The organism is Nocardioides sp. Root140 (assembly GCF_001426745.1).
Lineage (GTDB): Bacteria > Actinomycetota > Actinomycetes > Propionibacteriales > Nocardioidaceae > Nocardioides.
The window spans coordinates 1299522-1315825 of sequence record NZ_LMFI01000010.1; the positions used below are offsets into that span (position 1 = coordinate 1299522).

General features: G+C 70.7%; 20 protein-coding genes. 8 read left to right on the plus strand and 12 right to left on the minus strand.

Translation table 11 applies throughout. From position 1 onward, the window contains the following. Positions 1-1256 precede the first annotated feature (1256 nt). The gene (locus ASD30_RS16465; protein WP_056683682.1) at positions 1257-3104 is read right to left on the minus strand and encodes a penicillin-binding transpeptidase domain-containing protein; all 1848 of its coding nucleotides are present in this window, start codon (positions 3102-3104) and stop codon (positions 1257-1259) included. Between the two features lie 74 nt (positions 3105-3178). Here ASD30_RS16465 and ASD30_RS16470 point away from each other — a divergent pair, with 74 nt between their 5' ends. Together ASD30_RS16470 and ASD30_RS16475 are read left to right on the plus strand one after the other, a co-directional pair. Next, positions 3179-3751 (plus strand): GNAT family N-acetyltransferase, encoded by a 573-nt coding sequence (locus ASD30_RS16470; protein WP_056683684.1) that lies wholly within the window; start codon positions 3179-3181, stop codon positions 3749-3751. Then, complete coding sequence (locus ASD30_RS16475) at positions 3748-4164, plus strand: hypothetical protein (protein WP_156388752.1); 417 nt, start codon at positions 3748-3750, stop codon at positions 4162-4164. Before ASD30_RS16470 ends, ASD30_RS16475 begins: the two co-directional genes overlap by 4 nt. 1 nt (position 4165) lies before the next feature. Here the strand turns inward: ASD30_RS16475 and ASD30_RS16480 are convergent, their stop codons facing one another. From ASD30_RS16480 to ASD30_RS16495, 5 genes are all read right to left on the minus strand, one after another. After that, positions 4166-4576 (minus strand): VOC family protein, encoded by a 411-nt coding sequence (locus ASD30_RS16480; RefSeq protein WP_056683690.1) that lies wholly within the window; start codon positions 4574-4576, stop codon positions 4166-4168. A 124-nt stretch (positions 4577-4700) separates the two neighbouring features. Further along, on the minus strand, positions 4701-5750 hold the full coding sequence (locus tag ASD30_RS16485; protein ID WP_056683693.1) for an NAD(P)-dependent alcohol dehydrogenase: 1050 nt from the start codon (positions 5748-5750) through the stop codon (positions 4701-4703). Between the two features lie 30 nt (positions 5751-5780). Then, the gene (locus ASD30_RS27590) at positions 5781-5930 is read right to left on the minus strand and encodes a hypothetical protein (protein ID WP_156409837.1); all 150 of its coding nucleotides are present in this window, start codon (positions 5928-5930) and stop codon (positions 5781-5783) included. Between the two features lie 19 nt (positions 5931-5949). Then, complete coding sequence (locus ASD30_RS16490; protein ID WP_200951163.1) at positions 5950-7296, minus strand: MFS transporter; 1347 nt, start codon at positions 7294-7296, stop codon at positions 5950-5952. Positions 7297-7336: 40 nt separating this feature from the next. Next, the gene (locus tag ASD30_RS16495) at positions 7337-8119 is read right to left on the minus strand and encodes a glycoside hydrolase family 25 protein (RefSeq protein ID WP_082563884.1); all 783 of its coding nucleotides are present in this window, start codon (positions 8117-8119) and stop codon (positions 7337-7339) included. Between the two features lie 19 nt (positions 8120-8138). Between ASD30_RS16495 and ASD30_RS16500 the strand changes: the two genes are divergently transcribed. Then, complete coding sequence (locus tag ASD30_RS16500) at positions 8139-8630, plus strand: GNAT family N-acetyltransferase (RefSeq protein ID WP_056683698.1); 492 nt, start codon at positions 8139-8141, stop codon at positions 8628-8630. Between the two features lie 77 nt (positions 8631-8707). On the opposite strand, the gene ASD30_RS16505 is transcribed toward ASD30_RS16500, so the two are convergent. Together ASD30_RS16505 and ASD30_RS16510 are read right to left on the minus strand one after the other, a co-directional pair. Continuing rightward, a complete protein-coding gene (locus tag ASD30_RS16505) occupies positions 8708-9829 on the minus strand; it encodes a DNA glycosylase AlkZ-like family protein (protein ID WP_056683701.1) in 1122 nt (373 codons plus the stop codon). Then, on the minus strand, positions 9826-10395 hold the full coding sequence (locus tag ASD30_RS16510) for a GNAT family N-acetyltransferase (RefSeq protein ID WP_056683704.1): 570 nt from the start codon (positions 10393-10395) through the stop codon (positions 9826-9828). The genes ASD30_RS16505 and ASD30_RS16510 overlap by 4 nt, the downstream gene beginning before the upstream one ends. Positions 10396-10449: 54 nt before the next feature. Here ASD30_RS16510 and ASD30_RS16515 point away from each other — a divergent pair, with 54 nt between their 5' ends. Then, complete coding sequence (locus tag ASD30_RS16515) at positions 10450-11400, plus strand: helix-turn-helix transcriptional regulator (protein ID WP_056683707.1); 951 nt, start codon at positions 10450-10452, stop codon at positions 11398-11400. On the opposite strand, the gene ASD30_RS16520 is transcribed toward ASD30_RS16515, so the two are convergent. Then, entirely contained in the window at positions 11397-12077 is a 681-nt protein-coding gene (locus ASD30_RS16520) for a lysophospholipid acyltransferase family protein (protein WP_056683710.1), read from the minus strand. The genes ASD30_RS16515 and ASD30_RS16520 overlap by 4 nt on opposite strands. A gap of 64 nt (positions 12078-12141) precedes the next feature. On the opposite strand from ASD30_RS16520, the gene ASD30_RS16525 reads away from it, so the two are divergent. From ASD30_RS16525 to ASD30_RS16535, 3 genes are all read left to right on the plus strand, one after another. Next, complete coding sequence (locus tag ASD30_RS16525; RefSeq protein ID WP_082563885.1) at positions 12142-12717, plus strand: TetR/AcrR family transcriptional regulator; 576 nt, start codon at positions 12142-12144, stop codon at positions 12715-12717. Between the two features lie 10 nt (positions 12718-12727). Then, positions 12728-13141 carry a VOC family protein gene (locus ASD30_RS16530; RefSeq protein ID WP_056683713.1) on the plus strand — a complete coding sequence of 138 codons (414 nt, stop codon included), beginning with the start codon at positions 12728-12730 and terminating at the stop codon, positions 13139-13141. A 64-nt stretch (positions 13142-13205) separates the two neighbouring features. Then, positions 13206-13487, plus strand: coding sequence for a hypothetical protein (locus ASD30_RS16535; protein ID WP_056683716.1), 282 nt, complete (start codon positions 13206-13208; stop codon positions 13485-13487). Positions 13488-13505: 18 nt separating this feature from the next. Here ASD30_RS16535 and ASD30_RS16540 read toward each other — a convergent pair whose 3' ends face one another. After that, complete coding sequence (locus tag ASD30_RS16540; protein ID WP_056683718.1) at positions 13506-14330, minus strand: dienelactone hydrolase family protein; 825 nt, start codon at positions 14328-14330, stop codon at positions 13506-13508. A 97-nt stretch (positions 14331-14427) separates the two neighbouring features. Here ASD30_RS16540 and ASD30_RS16545 point away from each other — a divergent pair, with 97 nt between their 5' ends. Beyond that, positions 14428-15045 (plus strand): class I SAM-dependent methyltransferase, encoded by a 618-nt coding sequence (locus ASD30_RS16545; protein ID WP_056683721.1) that lies wholly within the window; start codon positions 14428-14430, stop codon positions 15043-15045. Here the strand turns inward: ASD30_RS16545 and ASD30_RS16550 are convergent. After that, positions 15023-15742, minus strand: a complete 720-nt coding sequence (locus tag ASD30_RS16550) for an alpha/beta fold hydrolase (RefSeq protein ID WP_056683724.1) — start codon at positions 15740-15742, stop codon at positions 15023-15025. The genes ASD30_RS16545 and ASD30_RS16550 overlap by 23 nt on opposite strands. After that, positions 15739-16296 (minus strand): DinB family protein, encoded by a 558-nt coding sequence (locus ASD30_RS16555; protein WP_056683727.1) that lies wholly within the window; start codon positions 16294-16296, stop codon positions 15739-15741. Before ASD30_RS16555 ends, ASD30_RS16550 begins: the two co-directional genes overlap by 4 nt. Between the last annotated feature and the right edge of the window lie 8 nt (positions 16297-16304).

A 16304-nucleotide genomic window follows, 5' to 3' on the forward strand; every position in this document is an offset into this window, starting at 1 on the left:
GATCGCGGATCGGCAGGCCAGCGCCGACCTCCTCGGCCTCATCGGCGACGACAACGGGACCGACGACCATGCCAACAGGAACCGTGACGGCGACGGCAACCACGACGGTGCAGGAGCCGGCGAAGGCGACGGCGACGGCGATGCAGCCAGTGAAGGCGACGGCGCGGGCAGTCACGGTGCGGGCAAGCAGGTCACGCCGCGCAAGTCCTACCTCAAGACCCGGCTCTACATCCACGTGAACCTCGCCGACCTCGCCACCANCGCGGGCAGTCACGGTGCGGGCAAGCAGGTCACGCCGCGCAAGTCCTACCTCAAGACCCGGCTCTACATCCACGTGAACCTCGCCGACCTCGCCACCACCGGCACCTCCGCAGGCACCGGTGGCCACGAGCCGGCGCCGGGGATGGCGGAGACGAACCTGTTCGGCGCCGTCACCGCGGAGAAGATTCTCGACTGGATCCGAGACCTCGGACCCGACGCCACCCTCACCCCAGTCATCGACACCAACCAGACCTGGGCCGTCGACCAGCACGACCCACCCGAAGCCATGCGCGAACAAGTCCTCACCCGCGACCGAAACTGCGTCTTCCCACACTGTTCGGTTGACTCGAGGCGTTGCGACCTCGACCACATCACCGCCTACGACGACACCGGGCCACCGGGCCAGACCAGCCCCGACAGACTTGCCCCGTTGTGTCGACGACATCACCTCGCCAAAACCCACGGCAGATGGTCCTACGTCCGCAACAAGGACGGCACCTATACCTGGACCAACCAATACCGCCGGACCTGGCTGGTCACCACCCACGGGACCATCGAACTCCCCACCAACTGAACCCGACACCTGCAGCCTCATCCGCGGGCAATGTCGGGAACAGCACAAGCAGCACCGGCCCCACAGCACCACCAGCGCAAGCCCCGCCACCACAACACGGTGGCCGGGGCTACCGCCACGCCCACACCCGGCCCCACCCGCCGTCCTCACCGCCCGCCTGGCCCTGTTGCCCTGACCGGGCCTGGTTTCGGGACGGTCGCCAGAGCGACCTCCTCAACCACCGATCCATGCATGGTTCGAGACGGCGCTGGCGCGCCTTCTCAACCACCGAGAAGCGCACGGCGTCGCAAGCACGGCCTTCCGAGGTGGCTGACGACTCCCGATCGTCGTCTGGACGACAAGCACCCACCACGGAAACAACAGCCCCGACGCCCGCGCGAATACGAGACCGCAGACCCTTGAGCGACCGAGGCAAGCCTGACTATCGAGCTTGGAGGAAGGCGGTCAGCAGGGGGCCGGCGGTCGCCGAGCCGGACTCGCCGGTCTCCACGAACACCGCCAGGGCGAGGTCCTTCGTCGACGCGATCATCCAGGTGTGCGTGGGAAGCGGGTCGCCGGTGCCGTACTCCGCGGTGCCGGTCTTGGCCATCACCTCGCCTGGCAGCCCGGCGAGGAACGAACCCGAACCGTCGGTGACCACGCCCCGCATCAGCTCGCGCAACTGGTCCGCCTCGCGGGCGGTCAGCGGCACCTCGGGCTCGATCTGGGTGACCTTGTGGCCGGTGATCAACCGCGGAAGAACCGTGCGTCCGGCGCGCACCGACGCAGCCACCGTCGCCATCGCCATCGGGGAGGCGAGCACCGTGCCCTGGCCGATCTGGTCCGCCGCCTTGCCAGTCTCGCTGGTCGGATCCGGCACCTGCCCGAAGTAGGCCGGGAAGCCGAGGTCGTGGTCGACGCCGAGGCCGAGGGCTGCGGCGGCCTGCGCCAGGTCGCCCTTCTTCAACCGGTCGCGCTCGGCGATGAAGGCGGTGTTGCAGGACTGGGCGAAGGCCTCACGGAACGGGATGTCGCCGATGTGTCCGGCCGGGTAGTCGTCGTAGTTCTTGAACGTCTTGCCGTCGACGACCAGCGTCGAGGTGCACGGCACGGTCGTGTCCGGGGTCAGGCCGGCACGCAGCAGTGCCAGCGCGGTGACCACCTTGAACGTCGAGCCGGGTGCGTACTGCCCGAACGTCGCGGTGTTGATGCCCTTCGAGCCGGGGCCACTCGCGGCGGCGAGGATGTCGCCGTTCTTCGGGTCGATCGCGACGATCGCGCTGGCCGGCCTGGTCTGTGCGAGGACCTGCTCGGCCCTCATCTGCAGGCCCGAGTCGAGGGTCAGCACCAGCGGCTCACCGTTGACCGGCTTCGTCGTGAAGAGCTCCCGCTCGCTGCCCTTGCCGGCCACCGCCTCGATCTGCACGCCGGCCTTGCCCGACAGCTGTTCGTCGTACCTCGCCTGCAGTCCGGAGAGCCCGGTGAGGTCACCGGCCGAGAGGCGTCCCTCGGACTTCTCGATCGCCTCGGCGGTGGCCTCGCCGACGGTGCCGAGGATCGGGGCGGCGAACTCCTTGGTCGGGGCCAGCGGGCGCTGTGAGCCGATCGCCACGGCGCCCTTGATCTCACCGTACGTCGGGGGCAGGTCTGCCGCGGCCGACTTGCGCAGCACCAACGCCTCGACGAACGCCTTGTCCCCGCTGGCCTTGGTGCGTGCCACGAAGGACTTCACGTCGAGGTCGAGGACCTGGGCAATGGCCCGGGCGCTGGCCAGCTCCTCGGCCTTCGTCAGGGTGGACTTGTCGAGGCCGAGCTTGACGACGTCGCGCTCGACGACGATCGGGGCTTCCTGCGGCCCGAGGATCGCGCCACGGGAGGGCAGCAGCGTGTCGACCTCGAGCACCTCCTTGTCGGTCAGCGAGGGCTCCACGATGGCGCGGTCCCAGGCCACCTGCCAGTCGTCGCCGCTCTTCTCCAGCGCGGCCGTTGACCGGTAAGACCATTCGTTGCCCTTGACGTCCCACGTCCAGGTCAGTGCGACCGAGCCCGTGTCACCGTCGAGGTCCGGCTCGGCAGCCTTCACCTCGAGCGGGGCATCGCCCAGTCCGCCGATCACCTCGGCGTACTCCTCGGTCGGGTCGGCGCCGGTGAACGCCACGTCGGAAAGTTTCTTCTGGGTCAACCCCGCGGCCAGGTCGTCGGCGACTCCCTGGGCGTCGTCGTCCCCGTCGGACGAACACGCGGTCGGCAACAACAACAGCAACGAGATCCCGAGAGCAGCGGTGCGCATGCGCAGATCATGTCAGCCGGGTCCTGACGGCGTCGCCGGGAATTTCGCTTGCGCAGGTTCGGCATGATGTCTCCATGGCCCGCACCTTCGACCGCATCGACTGGCCCGTGCGCACCGATCGCCTGACGTTGCGCCCCGCCACGTTCGCGGACGCCGACGCGACCTGGGAGTTCCGGCACCTGCCGGAGGTGAGCCTCTGGATCACCCGTGCAGCCACCGACTACGACGACTACGTGCGCCGCTTCGTCGAGCCGGACTCCATCGACCTCACCCTCGTCATCGAGCTGGACGGCGAGATCATCGGCGACCTGATGCTGCGGGTCAACGACCCGTGGAGCCAGGTCGAGGTCCGTGAGCTCGCCGCGGGCACCCAGGCCGAGCTCGGGTGGTCCCTCCATCCCGACCACGGCGGCAAGGGCTACGCCACCGAGGCGGTCGCCGCCGCCATGGGAGTCTGCTTCGACCAGCTCGGGCTGCGCCGGGTCACTGCCGAGTGCTTCGCCGAGAACGAGGCGTCCTGGCGGCTGATGGAGCGTCTCGGCATGCGAAGGGAGTCACACACCGTGAAGGATTCGTTGCATCGCGACGGCGAGTGGCGCGACGGGCTGCTCTACGCGATCCTCGACGAGGAATGGAGGGCCCGATGAAGTTCACCGAACGAGAGATGACCGAGGCCGTCGACGCAGTCGGTCAGAAGGTCTTCGCCGCCTCGCGGCCCCTGAAGCGCAACCACGACGAGGCTTGGCAGGCGCTGTCGAAGATCGAGAAGTACCACCACCGCGCGGCCGCCGGCGAGATGATCCTGACCGCGTTGATCGCGCTCCCGGAGCGGCCGACGGTCGGCTCGCCGCCGCAGTTCACCCCCGAGGAGTACGCCGAGGCAGCCACTGCCGGCACCCGTCAGCTGATGGACCACCGCCGCCCCGGCGCGTGGGACGGGCTCTCCTCACGCAAGCAGAAGGCGTTGGTGAAGGCCACCGCGATGATGGTCGAGATCGGCGTGCTGGCGATGCCGATCCGTCAGGACCCCGACGCGTTCATCGTGCCGGACCACCTCTGACTCATTCGCTCCGGGCGCTGATGTTGAAGCCCCAGGGAGTGCCGAACCTGTCGACCAGGTCGCCGTACTCGTCGCCCCACACCTGCGTGGCCAGCTCGGTGCCGACCGTGCCGCCGTCGGCGAGCCTGGCCCACTGGGTGCGGAGTGACTCATCGTCGCCGCTGAGCATCACGGTGATGCCTGCCGGCGCCTCGTAGGTCATGCCGGGCGGGGTGTCTGCGCCCATCATCGTGAAGCCGGCCGCAGTCTCGAGCTGACCGTGCATGACCAGGTCGGCCTCGGGTGCATCGGGGTGGCCGAGCGAGCCGAACGTGTTGATGTCGAGCTCGCCGCCGAACACGTCGCGGTAGAACTCCAATGCCTCGCGGGCGTTGCCGTCGAAACTGAGATACGGGGTGAGCAGGGAAGCCATGTCTCCTCCAGGGAAGTCGGGTTGCTCCCGACGTTAGACCCCGGGACCGACACGTGGAATCGCTCGAGCGCACGATTTCTGTCGCAGGCCGCGAAGACCGCGACAGAGATCGTGCGCTCGGCGCTCAGGCCCCGATCGTAGCGGTGTCGATGACGAACCGGTAGCGCACGTCACCGGCGACGACCCGCTCGTACGCCGCGTCGACCTCAGCGGCGGCAACGGTCTCGACGCTGGCCCCGATTCCCTTCTCGGCGCAGAAGTCGAGCATGTCCTGGGTGGCCTGGATGCCGCCGATGTTGGACCCCGCGACGACGCGGGATCCGCCGATGACCGAGCCCGGAGGGATCGACCACGCCGACGGCGGCATGCCCACGTTGACCAGGGCGCCGAGCGGCTTGAGCAGCGCGATGTAGTGCTTGAGGTCGAGGTCGGCGCTGACCGTGTTGAGCACGACGTCGAAGCTGCCGCGCAGCTTCTTGAGCTTGAGTGGGTCGGCGGTCGCGACGTGTGCGGTCGCGCCCAGGGCCGCGCTGTCATCGGCCTTGGCGTCGCTGCGGGAGAGCACCGTGACCTCGGCGCCGAGGGCGGCCGCGAACTTCACGCCCATGTGGCCGAGCCCGCCGAGTCCGATGACGGCGACCTTGCTGCCCGGGCCGACGCCCCAGCGCTTGAGCGGTGCCCAGGTCGTGATGCCGGCGCACAGCAGGGGCGCAGCCTCGTCGAGGCCGATGCCGTCGGGGATCGAGCAGACGAACCGCTCGGAGACAGCGACCTGCTTGGCGTAGCCGCCCTTGGTCTCCTCGCCGTCGTAGCCGGTGCCGTTGTAGGTCATCACCGCACCCTTGAGGCAGTACTGCTCCTCGCCGTCCTTGCAGTACTCGCACTCGCCGCACGAGTCGACCATGCAGCCGACGCCGACCCGGTCGCCGATCTTGTGCTTGGTGACACCCGAGCCGACCGCCGACACGACGCCGGCGATCTCGTGTCCGGGAGTCATCGGGAAGATCGCCTTGCCCCACTCCTCGCGCACCTGGTGGATGTCGGAGTGGCAGATGCCGGCGTACGCGATGTCGATGAGGATGTCGTCGTCGCGCAGGTCGCGGACGGGGACCTCGGCGACCTCGAACGGGGCGCCGGCGCTGGCGGCCTGGAGTGCAGTGGTGGTGGTAGGCATGCTCCCCACACTAACCACGCATTCAACGCCTCAGGAGTGGTGGATCACGACCATCACCACCGTGGCTACGTTGACCGCGACACCGGCCAGGACCAGGCGCTCACGGTGGAGCGTTTCGAGGAGATTGCCGTCCCGAGAAATTCTGCACATGTCGAGGAGACGGCCCCGCGGCCGTCCCATGACGCGACTCTCCGCCCGATCAGCGCCCGGGGTCGGTCACGGCGGGGTCGGTCAGGGCCGGATCCACGACCGTGGGAGGCACCGGTGGCACGTCGTCTCCCCCGCCACCGCCGACGCCGTTCACCTCGGGCGAGATCTGTCGCTCGAGGCGTACGGCGACCACGGCCAGCACCGCACACCCGGCCAGGAGTACGCCGATGAACGCGCTGCCCAGGTGGTGGCGCAGCAGGAACCCGGCGACCAGCGGTCCGACCACCGCGCCCAGCTGGAACGCACCCGACGTGAGGGCGTTGTAGCGGCCGCGCAGGTGCGCAGGAGCGAGGTCGTTGGTGATCGCCGGCAGGGTCGGCTGGAGCAGGGTCTCTCCACTGGCGAACAGTGCGTGGAAGACCAGCACCATCGTGGCCGCGGTGAGGGTGCCGGCGAACGGGGCGGTGGCACCGAGCACCAGCCAGGACACGGCCCAGATCGCGGCCATGAGTACGACGACCCGCGTGCGCCGGTGCCCCTCGATGCGGCGCAGCACGAAGAACTGGAACGCCACGATCACGACGGTGTTGACCGCGAACGCCCAGCCGATCACCTGGGTGGAGACCTCACTGACCTGACGGGCGAACGCCGGGAACCCCGCCTCCATCTGGCCGTAGCCGACGAACGAGAAGACCAACCCGATCAGCACCAGGTGGAGCACGCCGGGCCGACGCAGCAGGGTGAGGTAGGAGACCTTGGTGTCGACCTCGTCCTCCGGCGTCTCGCTGCGGCCGTGCACGTGGCGCAGCGGCCCCAGCATCAGGCCGATCGGGATCAGCATGCAGACCGCGTCGACCAGGAAGATCGTGGTGAACGTCTCCGGGCGGTGTACGTCGACGAACACTCCACCCACCACGCCTCCGAGCCCGATGCCGAGGTTGATCAGGGCGAAGTTGATGCCGAAGTACTGCACCCTGACCGGGCCGTCGACGAGCGAGGAGATCAGCACGTTGAACGCCGACCAGCCGCCGGCGTTGCAGATGCCGACGAACACCATGGCCAGCGCCACGGTCGGGATGTCGTCGGCGAAGGCGAGGATCGCGACGCCCACGCTCTGCGCGGCGCTGCCGATCATCACCATGATCCGTGCACCGAGCCGGTCGGTGAGGCTGCCGGCCAGCGGGGTGAGCACCAGCGCCACCGCGAAGGCCAGGCCCATCATCGTGCCGGCCACGTCGAGGGTGAGGTCGCGCACCTCGTGGAGGTAGATGATCGTGAACGGCAGGGTGAGGCCACGCCCCAGCACCTGGAAGACCGTCGAGGCGAGCAGCCAGCGCGCGGGCGTGGGCAGTGCTGCCCAGAAGGACCGCAGGGTCATCTGGTCCGGGGAGGTCACCGGTCCATCATCGGTGGTGGCGGGGCCGGTGATCCACTTGTTATCGGCGCATCACGTCCACGTCTACCGGCGTGTTCACGCCGTCGACGGATCCGTGGTCGTCGCGCTGCCAGATGACCCAGTCACCGGGTGGTGCCTTCGTGCCCACTCGTCGTACCCACAGGCGGCGGTCCAGGTCGGCGACCATCGCGTAGTGCGCCTCGAAGTCGGGGTGGAAGTAGACGACGATCTTCGTGCCGGTGGTGGCCTCCACGCGCTCGATGAAGGTCACCACGTCGGCCCGGAGCCCTGCCTTCTCCGGCGGCGGGTCACAGTTGCCGATCAGCTCCAGGTCGACGACGGGCGGGAGGTTCGTGCGGGCCGGTTGCAGCGTGGCCACGAAGTGGTCGGCCTGGGCCTCGGGCGGAGCGCACAACGTGTAGTAGTGGTAGGCGCCGACCTTCAGCCCGGCCGCCCTGGCCTCGCGGGCGTTGGTCGCGAAGCGGTCGTCGGTGAACCCGCTGCCCTCGGTGGCCTTGAGGTAGGCGAAGTCGATGCCGTCGGCGGCCACGCGCGGCCAGTCGATGGCGCCCTGGTGGTGGGAGACGTCGATGCCGCGCAGGTTGGTGGCCCGTTTCTCTGACCCTTCCTTCGACCCGTCCTCCGACTGAGTCGACGAGCTCGGCGATTCCGTCGAAGTCTCCGTTGTCGGCGAAGCGGTCGCGCTAGGCGGCGAGGGGTCCGGCGCATCCGGCGCATCTCCCGACGCGCCGCCGCCACCGCACCCGGCCAACGCCGCGCAGAGTGCGAGCGGCGCCACCAGTCGCCTCACGTCCTTCGTCATGGGTCATAGATTGGCACCCATGGCCGCCGAAGACACGCCACTGCTGCGCCCCGCCACCCACGCCGACGTGCCGGTCGTCGCCGCGATCTGGGAGCCGGGCTGGGCCGAGGCACATGCCGGCCGGGTGCCCGACGCGCTGGTCGCCGCCCGACCGTCGGAGTACTTCCTGAGCTCCACCGCCGATCGAGTGGCCGACACGACCGTCGCCGAGATCGACGGCCGGGTGGTCGGGTTCGTCATGGTCGCCGACGCCGCCGTCGACCACATCTTCGTCCACCCCGGCGAGCGCGGTGGTGGCGTCGCCGCGGCCCTGTTGACGCACGCAGAGAACCGGATCGCGGCGGCCGGGCACGACCGGGCCTGGCTGGCCGTGGTGCCCGGCAACGACCGCGCGCAGGCGTTCTACAGGCGCCAAGGTTGGCGCGACGAGGGCGTGTTCGACCACGCCGCCAAGGGCCCGGACGGTCCGATCCCCACGCCGTGCCACCGGTTCGTCAAACCGTTGCGCTGAGCCTCGTCGGCGTCCGCGTCTGCACGATGCGGTTGTCACCAGCGACATCCGCAACCATTTCGTGCAGACGTGCAGGGTCACACCCGCGCCAGTCCGAGGAACGCGGCCAACGCGTCGATCTGCTCCTGGACGTCGGCGCGCATGCCCGGCGTCCAGGAGCCGTCCTCGTGCACGGCGTCCACGCGCAGCACGCCGGCCTCACGGTCTGCGGTGGCGTCCAGCTTCCCGACCAGGCGGTCGTCGTACAGGATCGGCATCGCCCAGTAGCCCCAGCGCCGCTTGGCGGCCGGCTTGAACATCTCGAGCTGGTAGTCGAAGTCGAAGATCTCGGTCATCCGCTTCCGGTCGATCACCAGCCGGTCGATCGGCGAGAGCAGCACCGTGCGGCCGGTGAAGCCACCGTCGGCGCCGACCAGGTCGAGGTACGCCGGGTCGAGGCGCCACTTCCCGCGGACTCCCTCGATGACCGCTGGTACGCCGACCTGCCCCACGTCGTTGGTCTCGTTGGGGATCTGTTGCCCCTTCGCACGGCTGACGCCCAGGGCCCGCAGGCGCCGCTCGCCGAGGGTGCGGGCTGCCTCGTCGAAGGGCACGACCGGGCCGTCGGGGTAGATGCGCTCGGCCAGGTCCCACACGCGTTCGCGGCCCTCGGTGCCGGCGGCGGCGATCTCGCCGCGGGCCACCATCATGTCGAGCAGTCGCCGCACGTTGCGGTCGTTGTTCCACCCGCTCGACTGCCACGGCACGACGGTGGTGTCGGGCAGCTGGCTCGCGGGCAGGGGTCCGTCGCCGCGCAGGCTCTCGAGGATGTCGCGCCGGCACTCGTCGTTGGCCTCGACCCAGTCGCGCACGTCCTCCTGCCACGGCTTGAGCGGCCCGCGCCCGGGCCAGGCCGCCATCTCGGCCCGGAAGAGCCCGATGTCCTCGGCCGGACGCAGCATGTTGTGCAGCTCGATGACCACTCCGGTGGTGGTCAGCCGCTCCAGGTCGCCCAGCTCGTACGCCGATCCGAGACGGCTCCACGCCACGATCTCCGCGCTCGGGGCGACCGGCCTGGCCGGGTCGTTCTGCACGACGGTCAGGTGGCGCACCACCTCGAGGAGGTCGACCCGCTGTGGTGCGTCGAGCAGCTGCGCGCGCACGGCGATCCGGCGGGCGTCGCGGGCACTGAGCTCGACGGGCGCCGCTTCGGCGCTCATGGCACCAGCCGCATCAGCACCCGAGGGAAGCCGCCCGAGACCGAGTCGGTCGACGAGGCCACAGTGAAGCCCGCGGCCTCGAACAGCCTGCGGGTGCCGACGTAGGCCATGGTCAGGTCGACCTTCTCGTCCCCGTTGTCGACCGGGTAGCCCTCGAGGGCCGGCGCCCCCTGAGCCACCGCGTAGTCGACCGCACCGGGAATGAGGTGGCGGGCCACGCCGCGTCCGCGGTGCCCCGGCCGGACGCGGATGCACCAGATCGACCAGACCGGCAGGTCGTCGAGCTGCGGGATCTTGCGGGACGTCGCGAACGGCAGGTCCGCCTTCGGCGCCACCGCCGCCCATCCGACGACCTCGTCGCCGTCGTAGGCCAGCACGCCGGGGGCCACCTTCTTCGCGCACAGCTCGCGGACGAACTCTCCACGCTCAGGGCCGACCAGCGACCGGTTGACCCTGGCCGGGATGCGGTGGCTCAGGCAGAAGCAGACGGACGACGTCGGGTTCTTCGGCCCGAGCATGGTCGCGGTGTCGTCGAAGTCGTGCGCCGGGCGGATCGTGATCGTCACACGGCGACACTAGAGTCGGTAGCGGACGTTCTCCTTCCTGAACCGGAGCGGCTCATGCAGACCGATGTCAGTCCCACCGCGCGCGCCCTCCTGACCCTCGAGCTGCTCCAGAGCCAGCCGGGAATCACCGCACGCCGACTGGCCGAACGCCTCGGCGTCTCCGACCGGGCCGTGCGCCGCTACGTCGACATCCTCCGCGAGGCCGGCATCCCGGTGGAGTCCGAGCGCGGGCCCTACGGCGGCTACCGCGTGGGCCGCGGTCTGCGCCTGCCGCCCCTCACGTTCACCGCCACCGAGGCGCTCGGAGTCGTGATGGCCGTGCTCGACGGGCACCACCGCGCGGGCGACCCGACCGACCCGGTCGGCAGTGCACTGGGCAAGATCGTGCGGGCGCTGCCCGAGCCGGTCGCCGCCCAGGCCGAGTCCGTACGCCGCGCCGCGGCTCCGGTGCCCGACCGCTCCGCCGCCCGCCCCGACCCCGGTACGACGACCGCGCTGGTCGAGGCGGTCTCCCACCACCACGTCGTGCGGCTCGACTATCGCAGCGAGGCCGGCACGGAGTGGACCTGCGAGGCCGAGCCGTGGGCGGTCGTCGTACGCCACGGGCGGTGGTACCTCCTCTGCCGCCTGGTCGACCGCGACAGCATCCGCACGCTGCGCGTCGACCGGGTCCGTGCGGTCGAGCAGCTCGAGGCGACGTTCACGCCGCGCCCCGACCTCGACCCGGTGGCCGAGCTCGAGAAGCACCTCTCGGTCGGGTGGGAGTTCGAGGTCGACGTGGTGATCGACGCGCCGCTGGCGTCGATCTGGTTCCCCCGGGCGCTCGGCAGTCTCGAGGCGATCGACGAGGCGACCACCCGGCTCACCGGCACCACCAGCAACCCGTGGATGTACGCCGAGGCGTTGGCCGGTCTCTCCGTGCCCTACCGCATCGTGGGCGGCGACGAGGTGCGGGCCGCCGCCCGCAAGGTCGCCGAGCGGATGCTGGCCGCGACGCAGGGCTAGCCGGCCTCGGGCAGGCGTCGCTCCGCGTAGCCGTCGACGTACTCCTGCCCCGTGAGCGCGCGGATCTCGCCCATCAGGTGGTCGGTCGCGGCACGCCACGTGGTGGGGTCGTCAGGAGTGAGACGCCAGCGGTCGAGATCGAGCGGCGCGCCGAAGGTGACTCGCACCCGCCCTCTCCGCCAGCCGCGGCGTCCGGGTGCGTCCACGGCGGCGGTTCCGTGGAGGCCGACCGGGATCACGACCACCTCCGGCACGCTGAGCGCCACCCGCATCACCCCCGTGTGGCCCCGGTGAAGTCGGCCGTCCGGGGAACGCCTGCCCTCGGGGTAGATCGCCCAGACGCCGCCGTTCGACAGCAGTTCGCGAGCGGCGTCCAGTGCACGCAGTGCCGCGTCCCCGCCGTTGCGGTCGAGCGCGATCTGGCCGGTGACGGTGCACAGCCAGCGGTCGGCTCGACCACGCAGGGTCGCGGCGTCGAAGTACTCCCGCTTGGCGACGAAGGTCGGGCGTCGCGGGCTGACCAGCGAGAGCACCAGCGAATCGATCTCGGCGTGGTGGCTGGGCGCCAGGATGACGGGGCCGTCGGCGGGCAGGTGCTGCCGGCCGATCACCACCGGCCGGGCGAAGAGCCGCACCACCGGACCGAGCAGCACCCACTTGAGCAACCAGAAGATCACGGGCCCTCCAGAAGTAGACAGTGTCTACTGGACAGTGTGCCGCATTCTTGTTGACACTGTCTACATGGCCACCAAGGACGATCTCGTCGATGCCGGCGTACGCCTGCTCGAGCGCGACGGCCTCGCGGAGCTGACACTGCGCACCATCGCCCGCGAGGCCGGCGTCTCGCACGGCGCGCCACGTCGCCACTTCCCGACGTACGCCGCTCTGCTGGGTGCCGTGGCAAGACGCGGTGTCGACGACCTCGACGCACTGCTCGCCCCCGCGTTGAAGCGGGCCCGCGGCGCCACCGGGGTGCGCAACGCGGCGCAGGCGTACGTCGACTTCGCGATGCAGAGGCCGGACATGTTCGAGCTGATCACCAGGCACGACCTGCTCGAAGGAGCCGGAGGCGAGCTGCGAGGCGTCACCGCCGGCTGGTTCGACTCGTTGCGCGCCGCCATGTCGCGCGTGAGTGGTCGAGAGGTCGAACCGGTCGACGCCCTGTCCCTGTGGGCCGGCGTGCACGGGGTGGCAGTGCTCTTCTCCCGACGGGCTGTCGAGGCCGCCGCTCCGGGGGCCACTTCGGGCGCCGACGATCCGGCCCCCGCCCTGGCCCGTCTGGTCGACGCGCTCGTCCCTGCCGCTGGGGCCCGATAGTCTCGACGGCATGGCTGAGTTTCCGCAGCTCCTGCACACGGTGCTCGACACCACGGACGTGCGCGGACTGGCCGAGTTCTACCGCGAGCTGCTCGGCCTGAGCTACCGCCCCGGGGACGAGCCACCGACCGACGGCTCTCCGGATGAAGAGGACTGGCTGGTGCTGGTCGACGACGACGGCGCCCGCAAGCTGGCGTTCCAGGAGGTCGAGCGGCTGGAGCCGACCACGTGGCCCGCGCACGACGTGCCGATGCAGCTGCACGTCGACTTCACCGTGCCGACTCGCGAGGAGCTCGAGCACCACGTGGAGCGGGCGGTGGCACTCGGCGCACGGGTCCTGCTCGATCGCACGGACGAGGAGGGCGAGCCGTTGTACGTGCTGGCCGACCCCGCGGGGCACCCGTTCTGCGTCTTCGTCGGCTGAGCCGACCGACCGGCCGGACCGGGTCGTCGGTGGCGGGCACTAGAGTCGACCTCGTGAGCCAACGATGAGCAAGATGGATGACCTGCGCAAGATGCGCGAAGCCCGCTATGAAGCGGCCGCCGCCCGCGCCAAGCAGTCCGCGGCCGGCAAGGCGGCCGCGCGCCCCGCTGTGGCGCCGAACGCCGCGCCCGAACGCGCCGCGGTCAAGAAGGTCGAGAGCCCGGCCGACGAACCCGTGGCGACCGAAGCCCCCCAGGAAGAGGCCCTCTGCGGGCACCGCAACATGAGCGGTCGCACCTGCACCCGCGAGCAGGGCCACTCGGCCAAGAGCCACCGCTACTCCTGACGCAACCGGGTCGGCGCGTCAGGCTCCGGGCAGCAGCCTGGTCCGGAACAGCTCGAGGACGTCGTCGAGTGCGGCGCGCGTGCGGGTGCCCGGCTCGTCGATGAGGTGCTCGGTCAACACCGAGTGCGGCGGCAGCAGCCCCTCGGGGTTGGCGTCCTCGTCGTCGAGCTCGACCGCGACGAACGCGTCACCCAGCTGCGCGCGCAACCAGTCGAAGCGCTCGTCGGAGACCAGCTTGTCGCCGCGGAAGCGCAGGCCCATCACCGTGAGGTCGCCAGCCACGCAACGCTGCCTGACCACGGCCAGGTCGTCGGCCGAGATGTCGGTGCCACGCTTGCGGCCCGGGATCACGGTCAGCGGAAGGGACGGCTGCGACAGCACGGGAGCGAGCATGCGTTCGTCGGTCGCCATCGCCAGCGCGAAGCCGCCGGTCAGGCACATCCCGACCGCGCCGACACCCGGGCCTCCACAGCGCTCGTGCTCGTGGGCGGCCAGCGCACGCAGCCAGGTCACCACAGGCGAGGTCCGGCCCGTCGCGAAGAGGCTGAACTCGCGGCTGACGCAGACCCGGCCGAAGGCACGGGCGCCGGTCGCCACGGTGCCGGCCCAGCCGTGCGCCGGCGGGTTCGGGTCGCGGCCCGGCACTCCGAACAGGTGTGGCAGGACGACGGTGAAGCCCTCCTCGCGCACCGTGCGGGCGAACTCGACCACCTTCGGGGTGATGCCGGGGATCTCGGCGATCACGATCACCGCCGGCCCGCTGCCCGAGCGGTGGACGGGGTGCTCGGTGCCTCCGTGGCCGAAGGTCTCCCTGTCGAAGTCGACCAAAGCGTCGTCGCTCATCTGCGCCCCATTCGGTCGGCTGAAGTGTCGGCTGCCGCTGCCTGCCATGTCTGCGCCCGCACTCTAACCGGCTCGGGCCACGTGGGACCGTTGCACCATGAGCGGTCACCACCACGATCACGAGACGCCCGACTGGGACGTGCACTACGCAGGCGCCGCCCCGGTGTGGAGCGGCAATCCGAACGAGGCGCTGGTGCGTGAGGCCTCCGACCTCCCCGCCGGTACGGCGCTCGACGTCGGCTGCGGCGAGGGCGCCGACGCGATCTGGCTGGCCTCCCGGGGCTGGCAGGTGACCGCGCTCGACGTCTCGGGCACGGCCCTCGACCGCGCCCGCGCCGCAGCGGAGTCGGACGGGGCGCAGGTGGCCTGGCTGCACACCGGGCTGGCCGATGCTCTCACCGCGTCCTACGACCTGGTCATCTCGTTCTACCCGGCGCTCGAGCGTGCGGACGGCGCCAACGTCGACCGGTTGCTCTCACTGGTGACTCCCGGCGGCACCCTGCTCGTCGTACACCACGCCGACGTGGACCGGGAGCGGGCGCTGGAGCACGGCTTCGACCCCGAGGCGTACGTCGGCCACGAGCACCTCGTGGACGCCGTCACCGACGCAGGCTGGGTCGTCGAGCAGCAGGGCCGGCGCGCGCGTACGGCGCCGGAAGGGCCCGGCGCGCACCATCACACCGACCTCGTGCTCAGGGCGCGGCGACCGGGCTGACCCGTTCGGCGGCGGCGTCGAGGATCACCCGGGCGAGCGCTTCGGGCTGGGTGAGCTGCGGCCAGTGCCCGCCGGGCAGGTCGACGTAGTCCACCTCGGCGGCGCCCGACAGCTCGGGCAGGTCGCCCGAGTCGACCCAGGCGCGCAGGTCGGCGGCGGTGTACTCGGGGCAGACCGCGGTGACCGGCACCGCGAGGCGGCGCTCGTCGACGAGGTGCACCGGGTCCTTCAGGACCCGGGCCGGTGCGGGGATCGCGTCGGCGTAGAAGCGCGCCAGGGCCGCTTCGTCGAGGTCGACGATGTTGGCGTCCTCGCCGACCTCGGCCCAGTCGGGCATCAGCACCTCGCCGTCCACCGCGGGCAGGCTGCCCAGCAGCGCCTCGCCCTCGGCACTGGGGAACCCGCCGACGTGCACCACTCGCGCCACCCGGTCGGGTCGGGCGTCGATCGCGCAGTGACCGATGCCGCACCCGGCCGAGTGGCAGACCAGCAGCACCGGCTCGTCGGCGGCGTCGAGGGCGGCGACCACGGCGGCCACGTGGTCGGCCAACGTGATGCCCGAGCGGTCGGCGTCCTTGCTCTCCATGCCGGGCAGCGTCAGTGCCTGCACGGAGTGGCCGGCGGCCTCGAGGTGCGGGGTCACGGCGTCCCACGTGTGGGCGTTGAGCCAGAGCCCGGGAACCAGGACGATCTTCATGACGCTCTCCATCCGTTGGGCGGGTCTTCGCCGACCACGCCGTCGACCGCCTCGCGCAGCAGGTCGGCATGGCCGGTGTGGCGGCCGTACTCCTCGATCAGGTCGCACAGCATGCGGCGCAGGTTGGCGTGTTGCCCGTCGGAGTCGGCTGCCGCGACGGGTTGGTCGAGCCCGCCCCGGGCCAGCACCTTCGCAACGCGTTCGCGGGAGCGTTCGACGGCTCCCTCCCACAACGCGTAGAGCTCCTGCGGGCTGTCGGCGGCGGCCGAGTCGAACTCCCAGTCGTTCATGCCGTCCCAGTCGGAGCTCTCCCACGGCTCCCCGATGGCGTCGCCGGTCATCTTGACGGTGAAGTAGTAGTCCTCGACCGCGGCGAGGTGCTTGAGCAGCCCGCCGAGCGACATCGAGGACGACGGGATCCGGTGGTCGAGCCCGGCGGCGTCGAGGCCGTCAGCCTTCCAGCGGAACGTGGCACGCAACCGGTCGAGCGCACCGATCACGGCCTCGGCTTCGGTGCCCGCGAGGGGCGGTTCCCAGGGTCGGTCGTCTGTCATGTCGGCCA

Excerpts from the sequence above, each read along its gene's own strand:
- ASD30_RS16465 (WP_056683682.1), bottom strand. The coding sequence starts at position 3,104 with ATGCGCACCGCTGCTCTCGGGATCTCGTTGCTGTTGTTGTTGCCGACC.
- ASD30_RS16470 (WP_056683684.1), top strand. The coding sequence starts at position 3,179 with ATGGCCCGCACCTTCGACCGCATCGACTGGCCCGTGCGCACCGATCGC.
- ASD30_RS16475 (WP_156388752.1), top strand. The coding sequence starts at position 3,748 with ATGAAGTTCACCGAACGAGAGATGACCGAGGCCGTCGACGCAGTCGGT.
- ASD30_RS16480 (WP_056683690.1), bottom strand. The coding sequence starts at position 4,576 with ATGGCTTCCCTGCTCACCCCGTATCTCAGTTTCGACGGCAACGCCCGC.
- ASD30_RS16485 (WP_056683693.1), bottom strand. The coding sequence starts at position 5,750 with ATGCCTACCACCACCACTGCACTCCAGGCCGCCAGCGCCGGCGCCCCG.
- ASD30_RS27590 (WP_156409837.1), bottom strand. The coding sequence starts at position 5,930 with ATGGGACGGCCGCGGGGCCGTCTCCTCGACATGTGCAGAATTTCTCGG.
- ASD30_RS16495 (WP_082563884.1), bottom strand. The coding sequence starts at position 8,119 with ATGACGAAGGACGTGAGGCGACTGGTGGCGCCGCTCGCACTCTGCGCG.
- ASD30_RS16500 (WP_056683698.1), top strand. The coding sequence starts at position 8,139 with ATGGCCGCCGAAGACACGCCACTGCTGCGCCCCGCCACCCACGCCGAC.
- ASD30_RS16505 (WP_056683701.1), bottom strand. The coding sequence starts at position 9,829 with ATGAGCGCCGAAGCGGCGCCCGTCGAGCTCAGTGCCCGCGACGCCCGC.
- ASD30_RS16515 (WP_056683707.1), top strand. The coding sequence starts at position 10,450 with ATGCAGACCGATGTCAGTCCCACCGCGCGCGCCCTCCTGACCCTCGAG.
- ASD30_RS16525 (WP_082563885.1), top strand. The coding sequence starts at position 12,142 with ATGGCCACCAAGGACGATCTCGTCGATGCCGGCGTACGCCTGCTCGAG.
- ASD30_RS16530 (WP_056683713.1), top strand. The coding sequence starts at position 12,728 with ATGGCTGAGTTTCCGCAGCTCCTGCACACGGTGCTCGACACCACGGAC.
- ASD30_RS16535 (WP_056683716.1), top strand. The coding sequence starts at position 13,206 with ATGAGCAAGATGGATGACCTGCGCAAGATGCGCGAAGCCCGCTATGAA.
- ASD30_RS16540 (WP_056683718.1), bottom strand. The coding sequence starts at position 14,330 with ATGAGCGACGACGCTTTGGTCGACTTCGACAGGGAGACCTTCGGCCAC.
- ASD30_RS16545 (WP_056683721.1), top strand. The coding sequence starts at position 14,428 with ATGAGCGGTCACCACCACGATCACGAGACGCCCGACTGGGACGTGCAC.
- ASD30_RS16550 (WP_056683724.1), bottom strand. The coding sequence starts at position 15,742 with ATGAAGATCGTCCTGGTTCCCGGGCTCTGGCTCAACGCCCACACGTGG.
- ASD30_RS16555 (WP_056683727.1), bottom strand. The coding sequence starts at position 16,296 with ATGACAGACGACCGACCCTGGGAACCGCCCCTCGCGGGCACCGAAGCC.